The 15,886-nt window shown below is 47.1% G+C and carries 13 protein-coding genes, 3 tRNA genes and 2 rRNA genes; 5 read left to right on the top strand and 13 right to left on the bottom strand.

Going from position 1 to position 15,886, the window contains the following annotated elements:
- Positions 1–40: 40 nt before the first annotated feature.
- From LMH68_RS08230 to LMH68_RS08210, 5 genes are all read right to left on the bottom strand, one after another.
- Positions 41–2,934: ribosomal RNA gene (locus LMH68_RS08230) — 23S ribosomal RNA — on the bottom strand.
- A gap of 388 nt (positions 2,935–3,322) precedes the next feature.
- Positions 3,323–3,398 (bottom strand) — tRNA-Val (locus LMH68_RS08225).
- A 32-nt stretch (positions 3,399–3,430) separates the two neighbouring features.
- Positions 3,431–3,506, bottom strand: a tRNA-Lys gene (locus tag LMH68_RS08220).
- Positions 3,507–3,508: 2 nt separating this feature from the next.
- Positions 3,509–3,584: transfer RNA gene (locus LMH68_RS08215), tRNA-Glu, on the bottom strand.
- Positions 3,585–3,705: 121 nt separating this feature from the next.
- A 16S ribosomal RNA gene (locus tag LMH68_RS08210) occupies positions 3,706–5,260 on the bottom strand.
- The 16S and 23S rRNA genes sit together here with 3 tRNA genes alongside, the layout of an rRNA operon.
- A gap of 562 nt (positions 5,261–5,822) precedes the next feature.
- Here LMH68_RS08210 and LMH68_RS08205 point away from each other — a divergent pair.
- Complete coding sequence (locus tag LMH68_RS08205) at positions 5,823–6,368, top strand: gamma carbonic anhydrase family protein (RefSeq protein ID WP_017058763.1); 546 nt, start codon at positions 5,823–5,825, stop codon at positions 6,366–6,368.
- Here the strand turns inward: LMH68_RS08205 and LMH68_RS08200 are convergent.
- From LMH68_RS08200 to LMH68_RS08185, 4 genes are all read right to left on the bottom strand, one after another.
- Entirely contained in the window at positions 6,365–6,634 is a 270-nt protein-coding gene (locus LMH68_RS08200; protein ID WP_017058764.1) for a DUF1488 domain-containing protein, read from the bottom strand. The two genes, LMH68_RS08205 and LMH68_RS08200, sit on opposite strands and share 4 nt — an antisense overlap.
- Positions 6,635–6,651: 17 nt before the next feature.
- Positions 6,652–7,482 (bottom strand): shikimate dehydrogenase, encoded by an 831-nt coding sequence (aroE, locus tag LMH68_RS08195; RefSeq protein WP_017067739.1) that lies wholly within the window; start codon positions 7,480–7,482, stop codon positions 6,652–6,654.
- Positions 7,483–7,559: 77 nt separating this feature from the next.
- On the bottom strand, positions 7,560–8,477 hold the full coding sequence (hemF, locus tag LMH68_RS08190) for an oxygen-dependent coproporphyrinogen oxidase (RefSeq protein WP_017069580.1): 918 nt from the start codon (positions 8,475–8,477) through the stop codon (positions 7,560–7,562).
- Positions 8,478–8,496: 19 nt separating this feature from the next.
- Positions 8,497–9,054: an L-threonylcarbamoyladenylate synthase gene (locus tag LMH68_RS08185; protein ID WP_229648154.1), complete on the bottom strand. Its 558-nt coding sequence runs from the start codon at positions 9,052–9,054 to the stop codon at positions 8,497–8,499.
- Between the two features lie 195 nt (positions 9,055–9,249).
- On the opposite strand from LMH68_RS08185, the gene purE reads away from it, so the two are divergent.
- Both purE and LMH68_RS08175 read left to right on the top strand, forming a co-directional pair.
- Entirely contained in the window at positions 9,250–9,735 is a 486-nt protein-coding gene (purE, locus tag LMH68_RS08180; RefSeq protein ID WP_004735777.1) for a 5-(carboxyamino)imidazole ribonucleotide mutase, read from the top strand.
- 5 nt (positions 9,736–9,740) lie between these two features.
- Entirely contained in the window at positions 9,741–10,871 is a 1,131-nt protein-coding gene (locus LMH68_RS08175; protein ID WP_229648153.1) for a 5-(carboxyamino)imidazole ribonucleotide synthase, read from the top strand.
- An 88-nt stretch (positions 10,872–10,959) separates the two neighbouring features.
- Here LMH68_RS08175 and LMH68_RS08170 read toward each other — a convergent pair whose 3' ends face one another.
- Genes LMH68_RS08170 through LMH68_RS08155 form a run of 4 tightly spaced genes read right to left on the bottom strand, consistent with a single transcriptional unit; the run spans position 10,960 to position 14,222 of the window.
- The gene (locus LMH68_RS08170) at positions 10,960–11,529 is read right to left on the bottom strand and encodes a type I DNA topoisomerase (protein WP_017063003.1); all 570 of its coding nucleotides are present in this window, start codon (positions 11,527–11,529) and stop codon (positions 10,960–10,962) included.
- A gap of 12 nt (positions 11,530–11,541) precedes the next feature.
- Complete coding sequence (locus tag LMH68_RS08165; protein ID WP_029235095.1) at positions 11,542–12,018, bottom strand: DUF494 family protein; 477 nt, start codon at positions 12,016–12,018, stop codon at positions 11,542–11,544.
- A 3-nt stretch (positions 12,019–12,021) separates the two neighbouring features.
- Complete coding sequence (gene dprA / locus LMH68_RS08160; RefSeq protein ID WP_229648152.1) at positions 12,022–13,134, bottom strand: DNA-processing protein DprA; 1,113 nt, start codon at positions 13,132–13,134, stop codon at positions 12,022–12,024.
- Complete coding sequence (locus tag LMH68_RS08155) at positions 13,131–14,222, bottom strand: LysM peptidoglycan-binding domain-containing protein (RefSeq protein WP_229648151.1); 1,092 nt, start codon at positions 14,220–14,222, stop codon at positions 13,131–13,133. Before LMH68_RS08155 ends, dprA begins: the two co-directional genes overlap by 4 nt.
- A 140-nt stretch (positions 14,223–14,362) precedes the next feature.
- Here LMH68_RS08155 and def point away from each other — a divergent pair, with 140 nt between their 5' ends.
- Positions 14,363–14,875 (top strand): peptide deformylase, encoded by a 513-nt coding sequence (gene def / locus LMH68_RS08150; RefSeq protein ID WP_017058772.1) that lies wholly within the window; start codon positions 14,363–14,365, stop codon positions 14,873–14,875.
- 37 nt (positions 14,876–14,912) lie between these two features.
- A complete protein-coding gene (gene fmt, locus LMH68_RS08145; RefSeq protein ID WP_017063006.1) occupies positions 14,913–15,860 on the top strand; it encodes a methionyl-tRNA formyltransferase in 948 nt (315 codons plus the stop codon).
- Positions 15,861–15,886 lie beyond the last annotated feature (26 nt).

Genomic DNA, 15,886 nt, shown 5'->3' with positions numbered 1-15,886 from the left:
CTGGTCTTTCTTTGAGTCCACAAAACCCCTTGGGTGTTGTATGGTTAAGCCTCACGGGCAATTAGTACAGGTTAGCTCAATGCCTCGCAGCACTTACACACCCTGCCTATCAACGTCGTAGTCTACGACAACCCTTTAGGACGCTTATAGCGTCAGGGAAAACTCATCTCAAGGCTCGCTTCCCGCTTAGATGCTTTCAGCGGTTATCGATTCCGAACTTAGCTACCGGGCAATGCCATTGGCATGACAACCCGAACACCAGAGGTTCGTCCACTCCGGTCCTCTCGTACTAGGAGCAGCCCCTTTCAATTTTCCAACGCCCACGGCAGATAGGGACCGAACTGTCTCACGACGTTCTAAACCCAGCTCGCGTACCACTTTAAATGGCGAACAGCCATACCCTTGGGACCGACTTCAGCCCCAGGATGTGATGAGCCGACATCGAGGTGCCAAACACCGCCGTCGATATGAACTCTTGGGCGGTATCAGCCTGTTATCCCCGGAGTACCTTTTATCCGTTGAGCGATGGCCCTTCCATTCAGAACCACCGGATCACTATGACCTGCTTTCGCACCTGCTCGAATTGTCATTCTCGCAGTCAAGCGGGCTTATGCCATTGCACTAACCACACGATGTCCAACCGTGTTTAGCCCACCTTCGTGCTCCTCCGTTACTCTTTGGGAGGAGACCGCCCCAGTCAAACTACCCACCAGGCACTGTCCGTAATCCCGATTCAGGGACCAACGTTAGAACATCAAAACTACAAGGGTGGTATTTCAAGGACGACTCCACCACATCTAGCGACGCGGTTTCAAAGTCTCCCACCTATCCTACACATGTAGGTTCAATGTTCAGTGCCAAGCTGTAGTAAAGGTTCACGGGGTCTTTCCGTCTAGCCGCGGGTACACTGCATCTTCACAGCGATTTCAATTTCACTGAGTCTCGGGTGGAGACAGCGTGGCCATCATTACGCCATTCGTGCAGGTCGGAACTTACCCGACAAGGAATTTCGCTACCTTAGGACCGTTATAGTTACGGCCGCCGTTTACCGGGGCTTCGATCAAGAGCTTCGACCGAAGTCTAACCCCATCAATTAACCTTCCGGCACCGGGCAGGCGTCACACCGTATACGTCATCTTACGATTTTGCACAGTGCTGTGTTTTTAATAAACAGTTGCAGCCACCTGGTATCTGCGACTCTCGTCTGCTCCATCCGCAAGGGACTTCACTGATAAGAGCGTACCTTCTCCCGAAGTTACGGTACCATTTTGCCTAGTTCCTTCACCCGAGTTCTCTCAAGCGCCTTGGTATTCTCTACCCGACCACCTGTGTCGGTTTGGGGTACGATTCCTTACAATCTGAAGCTTAGAGGCTTTTCCTGGAAGCATGGCATCAATGACTTCACTACCGTAGTAGCTCGACATCGTATCTCAGCGTTAATAGCGGTCCGGATTTACCTAAACCACCCGCCTACGTACTTGAACCTGGACAACCGTCGCCAGGCCCACCTAGCCTTCTCCGTCCCCCCATCGCAATTGTAAGAAGTACGGGAATATTAACCCGTTTCCCATCGACTACGCCTTTCGGCCTCGCCTTAGGAGTCGACTTACCCTGCCCCGATTAACGTTGGACAGGAACCCTTGGTCTTCCGGCGAGGGAGTTTTTCACTCCCTTTATCGTTACTCATGTCAGCATTCGCACTTCTGATACCTCCAGCAGCCCTTACAGGCCACCTTCAACGGCTTACAGAACGCTCCCCTACCCCACATACCCTAAGGTACGTAGCCGCAGCTTCGGTGTATAGCTTAGCCCCGTTACATCTTCCGCGCAGGCCGACTCGACCAGTGAGCTATTACGCTTTCTTTAAATGATGGCTGCTTCTAAGCCAACATCCTGGCTGTCTGAGCCTTCCCACATCGTTTCCCACTTAGCTATACTTTGGGACCTTAGCTGGCGGTCTGGGTTGTTTCCCTCTCCACGACGGACGTTAGCACCCGCCGTGTGTCTCCCGGATAGTACTTACTGGTATTCGGAGTTTGCAAAGGGTTGGTAAGTCGGGATGACCCCCTAGCCTTAACAGTGCTCTACCCCCAGTAGTATTCGTCCGAGGCGCTACCTAAATAGCTTTCGGGGAGAACCAGCTATCTCCAGGTTTGATTGGCCTTTCACCCCTAGCCACAAGTCATCCGCTAATTTTTCAACATTAGTCGGTTCGGTCCTCCAGTTGATGTTACTCAACCTTCAACCTGCCCATGGCTAGATCACCTGGTTTCGGGTCTAATCCTAGCAACTGTACGCCCAGTTAAGACTCGGTTTCCCTACGGCTCCCCTAAACGGTTAACCTTGCTACTAAAATTAAGTCGCTGACCCATTATACAAAAGGTACGCAGTCACACCACGAAGGTGCTCCTACTGCTTGTACGTACACGGTTTCAGGTTCTATTTCACTCCCCTCACAGGGGTTCTTTTCGCCTTTCCCTCACGGTACTGGTTCACTATCGGTCAGTCAGTAGTATTTAGCCTTGGAGGATGGTCCCCCCATATTCAGACAGGATATCACGTGTCCCGCCCTACTCGTTTTCACTGATTATGATGTGTCGGTTACGGGGCTATCACCCTTTACTGCGAGACTTTCCAGACTCTTCACCTGCATCATTAAAAGCTTAAGGGCTAATCCAATTTCGCTCGCCGCTACTTTCGGAATCTCGGTTGATTTCTCTTCCTCGGGGTACTTAGATGTTTCAGTTCCCCCGGTTTGCCTCCTGTTGCTATGTATTCACAACAGGATACTTACTTATGTAAGTGGGTTTCCCCATTCAGGAATCCCAGACTCAAAAGGTTATTACTACCTAATCTGGGCTTATCGCAAGTTATTACGCCTTTCATCGCCTCTGACTGCCAAGGCATCCACCGTGTACGCTTAGTCACTTAACCATACAACCCGAAAGGGTTTCTATTTGCTTTCACTTTAAAAAGTGAAGACAAATAAGCGTATGGCAACTAACCAAGGTTTTTGGTTGTCATCAAGAAGGGTTAGTTCTCAATGACTGTTTGCCGGACTCAATTGTGATTCAAACAAGTTTGAATCGAATACAAGACACTTGAATGTGTTTGTTGTGTTTATCTAATGAAAGATAAACATTGAGAACTTTTAAATTTGATTGAATTACTCGTAAGTAATCAATCAGTCAGCTTTCCAAATTGTTAAAGAGCAATGAGACTTCTTGTGAAGTTCATTTTCTAAAGACTCTCACAGTCGAAAAATCCAACCAGCGACATAAGAAGTGGTTTGGAGATTTAACTTCCAAGAATATTTAGAGAATGGTGGGCGATACCGGGCTCGAACCAGTGACCCCCTGCTTGTAAGGCAGGTGCTCTCCCAACTGAGCTAATCGCCCACGATAGTTTTAATTCCTTCGTGGAGAAAGAATGGTGGGTCGTGCAGGATTCGAACCTGCGACCAATTGATTAAAAGTCAACTGCTCTACCAACTGAGCTAACGACCCAATGGTATCCCGTAGGGGAGTCGAACCCCTGTTACCGCCGTGAAAGGGCGGTGTCCTAGGCCTCTAGACGAACGGGACACTGCAATTCATCTCTACTTTAAAAGTAGAAACAAACTTCGAAGAACTTGGGAGTTCTTCATCTCTTTACTTTTCTAAACCTAATCAATCTGTGTGGGTACTCATCAAAGATATCTTCGTATAAGGAGGTGATCCAGCCCCAGGTTCCCCTAGGGCTACCTTGTTACGACTTCACCCCAGTCATGAACCACAAAGTGGTGAGCGTCCTCCCCGAAAGGTTAAACTACCCACTTCTTTTGCAGCCCACTCCCATGGTGTGACGGGCGGTGTGTACAAGGCCCGGGAACGTATTCACCGTGACATTCTGATTCACGATTACTAGCGATTCCGACTTCATGGAGTCGAGTTGCAGACTCCAATCCGGACTACGACGCACTTTTTGGGATTCGCTCACTATCGCTAGCTTGCTGCCCTCTGTATGCGCCATTGTAGCACGTGTGTAGCCCTACTCGTAAGGGCCATGATGACTTGACGTCGTCCCCACCTTCCTCCGGTTTATCACCGGCAGTCTCCCTGGAGTTCCCGACATTACTCGCTGGCAAACAAGGATAAGGGTTGCGCTCGTTGCGGGACTTAACCCAACATTTCACAACACGAGCTGACGACAGCCATGCAGCACCTGTCTCAGAGTTCCCGAAGGCACACCTGCGTCTCCGCTGGCTTCTCTGGATGTCAAGAGTAGGTAAGGTTCTTCGCGTTGCATCGAATTAAACCACATGCTCCACCGCTTGTGCGGGCCCCCGTCAATTCATTTGAGTTTTAATCTTGCGACCGTACTCCCCAGGCGGTCTACTTAACGCGTTAGCTCCGAAAGCCACGGCTCAAGGCCACAACCTCCAAGTAGACATCGTTTACGGCGTGGACTACCAGGGTATCTAATCCTGTTTGCTCCCCACGCTTTCGCATCTGAGTGTCAGTATCTGTCCAGGGGGCCGCCTTCGCCACTGGTATTCCTTCAGATCTCTACGCATTTCACCGCTACACCTGAAATTCTACCCCCCTCTACAGTACTCTAGTTCACCAGTTTCAAATGCAGTTCCGAGGTTGAGCCCCGGGCTTTCACATCTGACTTAATGAACCACCTGCATGCGCTTTACGCCCAGTAATTCCGATTAACGCTCGCACCCTCCGTATTACCGCGGCTGCTGGCACGGAGTTAGCCGGTGCTTCTTCTGTTGCTAACGTCAAGAGATAGCGCTATTAACGCTACCCCCTTCCTCACAACTGAAAGTACTTTACAACCCGAAGGCCTTCTTCATACACGCGGCATGGCTGCATCAGGCTTTCGCCCATTGTGCAATATTCCCCACTGCTGCCTCCCGTAGGAGTCTGGACCGTGTCTCAGTTCCAGTGTGGCTGATCATCCTCTCAGACCAGCTAGGGATCGTCGCCTTGGTGAGCCATTACCTCACCAACTAGCTAATCCCACCTAGGCATATCTTGACGCGAGAGGCCCGAAGGTCCCCCTCTTTGGCCCGTAGGCATTATGCGGTATTAGCCATCGTTTCCAATGGTTATCCCCCACATCAAGGCAATTTCCTAGGCATTACTCACCCGTCCGCCGCTCGACGCCCATTAACGCACCCGAAGGATTGTTAGTGTCGTTTCCGCTCGACTTGCATGTGTTAGGCCTGCCGCCAGCGTTCAATCTGAGCCATGATCAAACTCTTCAATTTAAAGTTTTGATTACCTAAATTAATAGGTGTGACTCAACGAATACTGACTTCAAAACTAATATTTACCGAAGTAAACATGTAATTCTAAAGCTATTACCATTCCAACAGAATGGTAATGAATTGACTGTGCCGATAATAAATTATCGATTGGTCACTCAGTTCATTGAAATCAATGTGATTCCTAAGAATCAATTTTTGATATTCATCAACGAGTGCCCACACAGATTGATAGGTTTAAATTGTTAAAGAGCTTTTCCTTTTTGAGCTTCGCTCAAATCGGACGGCCATTTTAGCGATTTAAGTTTTAGTGTCAACCACTATTTTCAAAACTTTTTTCAAGCGCTTAGCTTGGCTAATTTGACCTGCTGATTCGTTTTGGTTTCTTACGAAGCCATCCCGTGTCAGCGAGGTGGCATTATAGAGATTTCGATCACACTGGCAAGCCCTTTTTGAAGTTTTTCTTACTTTTTTGATTGTTCGAGCGTTTTTTGTTCAAAACACCCCATTTTCACTAGTATTCCTCTTAATTAAGGGCTTAAGGTGCCTATATAAAGGAGGATTTATGAGTTCAATACGCAGTTATAAAGGAATATCCCCTCAGATTGGGCAAGGTGTCTATATAGATACCAGTTCAGTACTGGTTGGTGATATCAAAATCGGTAACGACTCTAGCGTGTGGCCTTTGGTTGCAGCTCGAGGGGATGTGAACCACATTCATATTGGAGAGAGAACGAATATCCAAGATGGTAGTGTCTTGCACGTCACCCATAAGAATGCTGAAAACCCTGACGGTTATCCTCTCTTAATAGGTAATGATGTCACTATCGGGCATAAAGTAATGCTGCATGGCTGCACTATTGAGGATCGTGTACTTGTTGGTATGGGAGCGATCGTGTTGGATGGCGTGATTATCCAAAAAGAAGTGATGATTGGTGCTGGTAGCTTAGTGCCACCAAACAAGGTACTTGAAAGCGGTTACCTCTATGTAGGAAGCCCAGTAAAACAAGCTCGCCCATTAAATGATAAAGAGCGTGCCTTTCTACAGAAGTCTGCAGACAACTACGTTCAGAATAAAAATGACTATCTAGACTCTGTAATTTCAGTCTAAAGCGCTTTGATCTGAATCCGATTAGAGGAGTCATACTCCTCTTCTTCTATTAACTCTTCCGCTAGCTCTTCAATATCGAAACGTAACTCTGAAAAGATAACTAAAGCTTGATCGCCTTCTTCTATATCTTTACCTGCCAATCGTGATAATTCCTCAATAGACATGACACATTCAATCAATGCGCCCGACTGTTGTGCTGGGAACGTGATTGTTCGGCTCTCTTCATCCCAATCTTGGATATCAGGAAATAGAATTGATTGATTCATTTTTTATAAACACCCCATTACATCTCTAGATTTTTACGTAATTCTCTTAAAATCTGTTTTGTTCCCGGACGAAGACCACGCCAAAGCATAAAGCTTTCTGCTGCCTGCCCCACTAGCATACCCAAACCATCATAAGCAGCATGAACACCATTATCTAATGCCCATTGATTGAATACCGTCGTTCCAGATCCATAAACCATGTCATAAACGGCGCTAGTAGAATTGAAAATCACCTCAGACACTTCAGGAAGCTGCCCGCTTAGACCAGATGAGGTAGAGTTAATAATGACATCAAAGCCTTCATTAACATCACTTAGCCCCATCCCCTTGATGTTGCCATGCGACGAAAACATCTCAGCCAGAAGTTCAGCCTTGGAGCTGGTTCGATTAGCGACCACCAGCTGTTGTGGCTTTTGGTCGAGAAGAGGTTGAATCACTCCTCTCGCAGCACCACCAGCGCCAAGAAGAAGAACACGTGCTCCTTTTAGCGTGACTTGATGTTGAAGCAGGTCTTGAACTAAGCCCTCACCATCGGTGTTATCACCAATGATCTCTCCATCATCTAACTTCTTAAGGGTATTTACGGCACCAGCTAGTTCAGCTCTCTCAGTTAGGCGATTGGCTAACTGATAGGCATCTTCTTTAAAAGGCGCTGTGACATTGCACCCTCGACCACCTTCGCTGAAAAAGGTTTTGGCAGCAGTGATAAATTGACCGTGCTCTGGCTGTAATGCTGTATAGGTAAGTTGTTGGCTGGTTTGGCGAGCAAATAATGTGTGAATGAATGGCGATTTGCTTTGCCCAATAGGATTACCGAAAACGGCATAACGATCTACTTGCTGTGTCATATCCTTACCTAACAGAAATAATAAAAAGGGTCATCTATATAGATGACCCTATCACTATCCCTATAAGGAAGGAAGAACTACCAAACTCGAGGTTTGAGGTAGTCACTATAAAGCAGAGCTTCTGGTGAGCCCGCTTGCGGTTCATAGCGATATTCCCAACGAGCCAACGGCGGCATCGACATCAATATAGACTCTGTGCGCCCACCGCTTTGCAGGCCAAATAAGGTACCACGGTCGTAAACTAGGTTGAATTCAACATAGCGGCCACGACGGTATAGTTGGAAGTCACGCTCACGTTCGCCATAAGGTGTATCTTTGCGACGCTCGACAATAGGTAAGTACGCCGCAGCAAAACCTTCACCGACAGCCTGCATATAAGCAAAGCTCTTATCGAAACCCCACTCATTTAAGTCATCAAAGAACAGACCACCAACACCACGTGTTTCGTCTCGGTGAGGAAGATAGAAGTACTTATCACACCACTCTTTGTGTTCTTGATAAACATCATCACCAAACGGCGCACAAAGATCTTTAGCAGTTTGATGCCAAGATTGGCAATCTTCATCGACAGGATAAAATGGCGTTAAGTCAAAACCACCACCAAACCACCAAATCGGGTCTTCCCCTTCTTTTTCCGCAATGAAGAATCGAACGTTCGCGTGTGAGGTTGGGATATATGGGTTTTTAGGGTGGATAACTAATGAAACCCCCATCGCCTCAAACTTACGTCCGGCTAACTCAGGACGGTGAGCGGTTGCAGAGGCAGGCATTGCTTTACCAGCGACGTGAGAGAAGTTAACTCCACCCTGTTCAAATAAAGCACCATTGGTCATCACGCGAGTACGACCACCGCCACCTAGACGATCGCCAGGTTCTCGCTCCCATGCATCTTCTTCAAACAACGCTACACCATCAGCTTGCTCAAGCTGCTGGCAAATCGAATCTTGTAGGCTCAGTAAAAACTGCTTTACTGCTTCTTTATCAATTGCTGACATCTTACTTCCTTTGCAGGGTTTAACCCTGTCTTAATATTTTCGACGTTTTTGCATCTCTAATTTCGCTTGGCTTCTCACGGCCACCCGTTTGGCCTTCTAGAATCGCGACTAAGTGTTGACCCAGTTGCTGTTGAACATCTTCAGTCGTCATACAAGGCGGCTCGCCAGTCAGGTTGGCACTGGTAGAGGTTAACGGCTTGCCGAACTCATTACACATTCTTTGAACCAAAGGGTGATCCGTCACTCGTACCGCGATGGAATCAAACTGGCCGCTGACCCAGTCAGTAACTTTGCTGCTGGTTGGCATAATCCAAGTGACCGGACCTGGCCATGTCGCTTTCACTGTTACCAACTGTTCTTCCGTCAACTGGCTTTCATCAATATAAGGAAGCAGCTGCTCGTAACTTGCAGCAATCAAGATCAAGCCCTTTTCAACTGGACGCTGTTTTAACTCGAGTAATTTCTTGATGGCATGTGGATTATCAGGATCACAACCAACCCCAAAAACGCCTTCGGTCGGGTAAGCAATGACTTCACCTTGTTGTAATGCCTGCAATGTATGTTGAAAGTTATCCACGGGTTGCCTCATTAAGTCAGTTATCGAACTCGCTAAGTGTACAAATTATCATTCACTGTGACTAAAGCTATTTGTTTATAAAATGTATCAATTAACAACTTAGACTGACGCAAACGTTTTCCTTAAGTAATTTTACCCGTATAATGCGCGCAAAATATCTAATCACTAATTAAATCGTACCTGAAGGAGTTTGAGATGACTGTCGGTATTATCATGGGTTCTAAATCTGATTGGCCAACAATGAAGCTAGCTGCAGAAATGTTGGATCAGTTTGGCGTGGCGTACGAAACAAAAGTGGTTTCTGCTCACCGCACACCTCAGTTGCTTGCAGACTACGCAACCAGTGCGAAAGAGCGCGGTATTAAAGTAATTATTGCTGGTGCTGGCGGTGCAGCGCACCTTCCGGGCATGGCTGCTGCTTTCACAAGCGTACCAGTTCTGGGTGTTCCAGTTCAGTCTAAAGCACTGAAAGGCATGGACTCTCTGCTTTCTATCGTGCAGATGCCAAAAGGTATCGCGGTAGGTACTTTGGCTATCGGTGAAGCTGGCGCTGCCAATGCAGGCATCCTAGCGGCTCAAATCATTGGTACACACAATGAAGAAGTAATGGCAAAAGTAGAAGCATTCCGTTCTGAGCAAACAGAAACGGTTTTGGCTAATCCAAACCCTGCAGAGGACTAATTTCCATGCATGTTCTTGTGTTAGGCGCGGGCCAACTTGCTCGCATGATGTCCCTAGCTGGGGCACCGCTGAATATTGAAATTTCTGCTTTTGATGTTGGCAGCAAAAATATTGTTCACCCATTAACGCAAGCGATTCTAGGTAACGGCTTAGAAAATGCGATTGAGCGTGCGGACGTCATTACTGCTGAATTCGAACATATTCCTCACGATGTACTTGAGGTGTGTGAGCGCAGCGGTAAGTTCTTACCGACAACAGAAGCAATCAAAGCTGGCGGTGACCGTCGTCTTGAAAAAGCCCTGTTAGACGAAGCGAACGTGAAGAATGCTAAGTACTACGTGGTTAACTCTCGCGAAGACTTTGACGCTGCAATTGCTCACGTTGGCTTACCAATGGTGTTGAAGAGCACACTTGGCGGCTACGACGGCAAGGGCCAATGGCGCTTAAAGACATTAGACAATGTTGACGCGACTTGGGCAGAAATGGCTGAGTGCATTACCGCGACCGACAACCAAGCGATTGTGGCTGAAGAGTTTGTTCCGTTTGACCGCGAAGTATCACTGGTTGGTGCTCGTGATACCAATGGCGAGGTTCAAGTGTATCCACTGGCTGAGAATGTTCACACCGACGGCGTGTTGAGCTTATCGACAGCGATTGATGACATTGGACTGCAAGAGCAAGCTAAAGCCATGTTCACTGCCATTGCTGAGCGTTTAGATTACGTTGGCGTGCTAGCACTTGAGTTCTTTGATGTTCAAGGTTCACTGCTTGTTAATGAGATTGCACCACGTGTTCATAACTCGGGCCACTGGACGCAACAAGGCGCAGAGACTTGTCAGTTTGAAAACCACCTACGTGCAGTGTGTGGCATGCCACTAGGTAGCACTAAACTGATTCGTCCAACCGCAATGATCAACATTCTTGGCGAAGATACTCTTCCTGAGGCTATTCTTGCTCAAGGTGGTTGTCATGTTCATTGGTATGGCAAAGAAAAGCGTGCAGGTCGCAAGATGGGTCACATTAACGTGAGCGCTGACTACAACGCAGAATTACAAAGAGCTTTGTGCTCATTGGCTGAGATTCTTGATAAGCAAGCCTACCCTGCTGTGCATGAGTTTGCTGAGCAGATGAAGTAAGCCTACATTGGCTTATTGATATAAAAAGTTTATTGGATACAAAAACGGCGCTCAGTGAGCGCCGTTTTTTTGTGTCTATAATATCGAGTTATTGAGATTGAATGTGGTGACACTTGCGATCAGCGCATTGCTTCTTGGTACCACTGGCTGTTTTCTTCTCAAGTAACAACGGGAACTGGCACTGTTCACAACGACCTATAACAGGTGGCTGATTAACGGCGAACTTACACTTAGGGTAGTTATCACACGCATAGAAGGTTTTGCCATAGCGAGATTTACGCTCAACCAAGTGGCCTCGACCACACTCAGGGCAGGCAACAAGTGGCTGCTCTTCAGGTTGTTCTTTCGGTTGGTCCAAAGATTCGATGTGATTACACTCTGGATAACTGCTACAGCCAATGAACATCCCAAAGCGACCTTGCCTTAATACCAATTCGTTTTGGCATTTAGGACACGGAACGCCCAGCTCTTTCACCACATGACCATCATTTTGATGAAGAGGCTTGATGTAATCACAGCTCGGATACTGCTTACAGCCTAAAAATGGGCCGTGCTTACCATGGCGAAGCTGAAGCTCCCCACCACACTGTGGACATGGTTCATGCTCTAACGCATGTTCATGTGCTGAAAAAAGCTGATTATCAATCTTACTACTCATGATAAGCCTGTATTAATGCAAGATACCTTGCTCTTTGGTGTACAACAGCTCTTCCATTTGCGTGTAAGCACTTTCATTACCCGGTACATTGAACAGTACCATTAAGATAATCCACTTCAGATCATCCAACTCAAATTCATTGGTCTCTAACCCCATGACACGATCAATCACCATTTCACGAATCTCTGTCGTGAGGACGTTGATCTGCTCAAGGAACAACAAGAAACCACGACACTCCATATTAATACGTGATATCTCTTTACTTGTGTAAACACGCATCGAGGTATTAGAGCACATAGTAATCGCCGCTTGGTTATCGGTATCTTGCAGTGCAGCAAGGTCTTCTAACCAATGGAGAGCCTTATAAATATCATCTTGGTGAAACCCCGCTCGAAGAAGTTCATCTTCAAGTTCGTCTTGATCCACCTGCAATTCAGAATCGCTATGGATGTAGGTTTCAAACAAGTACATCAGTATGTCCATCATCATAGCTTAGCCTCTCCCCTTTCGAATATAGCCACCGGAAACTGCAACAACATGCCCTGAGAGCTCAAGCTCTAAAAGCTGCATCATGACTTCATGCACAGGTATATGGGTTCTCTGTGCCAAAATATCAACGGGTGTCGCCTCTAATCCTACGTTAGCTAACAGCTGTGGAAATGGCAATTGTTCATTTTCACCCTCATTCGGCGTAGGTTCGAATAAGCTCGGCTGCTGATCTATAGACCAGTTTAACAGACTCTTTATTTCAATCAGAACATCTTGAGCATTTTGCACTAAACATGCTCCAGCTTTGATGAGACTGTTACCTCCGCGACTGGTTGGGCTATGAATAGAACCGGGCAGCGCAAACACATCTCGACCTTGCTCCATGGCATAGCGAGCGGTAATTAAAGAGCCACTCTTCTCAGCCGCTTCCACCACCAAGGTTCCTAACGACAAGCCACTTATAATACGGTTACGACGGGGGAAATGTTCAGGTCTTGGTTTAGCACTCGGTCGAAACTCTGAAATCAGCGCTCCGTTCTCACAGATCCTCTCAGCTAGATTTCGGTGGCGGGCAGGATAAATGGAGTCCAAGCCAGACCCCAACACTGCAAAAGTTTCCCCTCTTTTATCTAGAGCACCATCATGAGCATAGCCATCGATACCTAAAGCTAAGCCACTGGTGACAATTAAACCGTTTTGGACAAACTCTTTGGCGAAGGACTTGGCGGTCTGCAGTCCTTCAATACTGGCATTGCGGCTGCCGACCATCGCGATTTGAGGCTCGATCAGTTTTTCAACGTGACCTTTAACGAAAAGAACACTGGGCGCAGAGGCAATCTCATTAAGCAGTTTGGGATAATGGGGGCAATTAGGGGTAATGATGTGATGGTTAGGCTGTTTTGCTTGCCATGATAAGCAAGCCTCCACTTCTCTTGGGGCTTGCTCTCTTAGATAAGAAATTTGTTTGCCTGATAAACCCATCACTTGCAGCTGCTGGCTTGAGTAGCCAACAATGTTCGAAGGGGAATCGATACTCAGCAGGCGAGAAAGGCGTTTGCCACCCAATTGAGGAACAAAACTTAGAGTTAGCCAAGCACTCAGTTGTTGCTCATTCACTCGGTGCCCTTAACCTCTTCTGTCAAAGCAAGATCCAAAGGCGATACTGCCAGAATGCCCTTGCTAACAGGCTTAGAGCTCTGAGTGATCAACGCGAGGCTAAAATACTCATAAGGACGAATGACCATCAAGCTACCCAGCGAGGTACTTGGCAATTGCACCTTATCGCTCGCCGCAGACTCTTTATAACTGTATTCACCTTGCTTACCAAACACCACCGCACCGCTTTCGCTGAGGGTAAACATAGAACCTTGGCGAAGGTTATCCTGTGAACCTTTGTTGATCACTACCACCTGATTCTTCGCGCTGTATTGGCTGCCATCTAATGAGCCCAAGATATTAGCAAATTGACCCGCCGCACTAGGTGCAGGATAAAACGTGGTAGAGAGCTTCACCTGATCAACACCAAGTTCTGGTAGCACAAGGTCGTTCAGCAATACCTCTTGCAGCTGAGTGTCTATCTGCAAGCTGCTGAACTCAGCATCCACCTCTTTTAAGCGCGCAGTGGCGACCAGTCGCAAAGAGGTAATACTCGCTTGGGGTTGCTGCCGTTGGTAGGTTTCAACTGCGCGGTAGATACCCCACTTTTGATGTTGTTGGTTACCTGAGATAAACAACCGGTCTGCACCCGATAAGAAACGTTTACCATCACTGGTTCCTAATACTCGTTGTGCCGATTCGATATCTTGCTGCTCTACCAAGCGATCAGACTGTAAATAAGGTAGAACCAGTCCCTCGTTGACGGTAGGTACTGCTTTCTTCTCAGAAACACGAATCTTAGGGCTGAGTTTGATAACAGGCTTGAGGCTCAAGACAGGTTCACCATTAATCCAAACCAACGACAGTTTGTCTCCGGGATAAATAAGGTGAGGATTTTCTATCTCAGGGTTTACCTGCCATAACCTTGGCCACAACCACGGGCTATCAAGATACATCGCAGATATATCCCATAAGGTATCGCCCTTTACCACCACATACGCCTCAGGTGCGCCCTGCTTAATGGTTAAAGGTTGAGCGCTATTTTCAGCCGTAGCGGCGAACGAAAGCGAGGCACAAACAAGAGAAAAAATGGGAGAAAAATGACGCATGACCTAGGTTCCTTGGTCTGAATATATGACATCTGATTTGAGAATTACCTTCAGGATGCTGTCATTTGACCTCTAAAATGTCTAGAATTGAGCCAACAAGGTTTAAGCTGTTTCGGCACAGTTCAATATTTCGAGTGTATATGTCTGTATTACAAGTATTAACATTACCAGATGATCGTCTACGTACCGTGGCGAAACCGGTAAAAGAAGTTACCCCAGAGATTCAAAAGTTCGTTGATGACATGATTGAAACCATGTACGACGAAGAAGGTATCGGCCTTGCGGCAACGCAAGTAGATTTCCATCAACGCATCGTTGTTATCGATATTTCAGAAACACGTGATGAGCCAATGGTGCTTATCAACCCTGAAATTACTGAGAAGCGCGGCGAAGATGGAATCGAAGAAGGCTGCCTATCTGTACCAGGCGCTCGAGCTCTAGTACCTCGCGCTGCAGAAGTAACGGTTAAAGCACTAGACCGTGACGGCAACGAATTCACATTCGACGCTGACGACCTTCTGGCTATCTGTGTTCAGCACGAACTTGACCACCTAGAAGGCAAGTTGTTTGTTGATTACCTATCGCCACTAAAGCGTAAACGTATCCAAGATAAGCTAGCGAAGATTAAACGTTTCAACGAGAAACAAGGTTAATAACCGCTGCTATTACTAAATTAGAAGGAAGCCTACCTTGAGTCAGTCTTTAAGAATTGTCTTTGCAGGTACTCCGGATTTCGCCGCCCGTCACTTGGCGGCGTTGTTGTCTTCGGAGCATGAAGTTGTTGCTGTTTACACACAGCCAGATCGCCCAGCAGGCCGCGGTAAAAAACTCACTGCGAGCCCAGTAAAAAACATCGCACTTGAAAACAATATTCCGGTTTACCAACCAGAAAACTTCAAGTCAGATGAGGCTAAGCAAGAGCTAGCTGAATTGAACGCTGACATCATGGTTGTTGTCGCTTACGGCTTATTGCTTCCGCAGGTTGTATTAGATACGCCTCGCTTAGGTTGTATCAACGTACATGGCTCTATCCTACCGCGCTGGCGTGGTGCTGCTCCGATTCAACGCTCTATTTGGGCAGGTGATAAAGAGACAGGCGTGACGATCATGCAGATGGATATCGGCCTAGATACTGGCGACATGCTAAGCATCGCAACGCTGCCTATCGAAGCGACAGATACTAGCGCATCAATGTACGAGAAGTTAGCGGGCCTTGGCCCTGACGCGCTTGTTGAATGTCTAGCGGACATCGCTTCTGGCAAAGCAGTTGCAGAAAAGCAAGACGATGAGCTTGCGAACTACGCGAAGAAGCTAAGCAAAGAAGAAGCGCGTATCAACTGGAGTGATGAAGCTGCGCATATTGAACGCTGCGTTCGTGCCTTCAACCCATGGCCAATGAGCCACTTTGAAGCTGCTGAGAACAGCATCAAAGTATGGCAAAGCCGTGTGGCAGAGCAAACTTCTGATAAGCCTTCAGGTACAATTCTGCAAGCGGATAAAACTGGTATCTACGTAGCGACAGGACAAGGCGTACTTGTTCTTGAACAGCTACAAGTTCCAGGTAAGAAAGCCATGTCAGTTCAGGATATCTTGAACTCACGTGCAAGCTGGTTTGAAGTTGGTACTCAACTTTCTTAATCCGCTTTTAAAGCTGTTAATTACAC

The organism is Vibrio sp. F13 (assembly GCF_020806305.2).
GTDB classification, from domain to species: domain Bacteria; phylum Pseudomonadota; class Gammaproteobacteria; order Enterobacterales; family Vibrionaceae; genus Vibrio; species Vibrio crassostreae_C.
The sequence above is the reverse complement of the archived record's forward strand: the minus strand, read 5'-3'. Positions and strand labels throughout refer to the sequence as shown.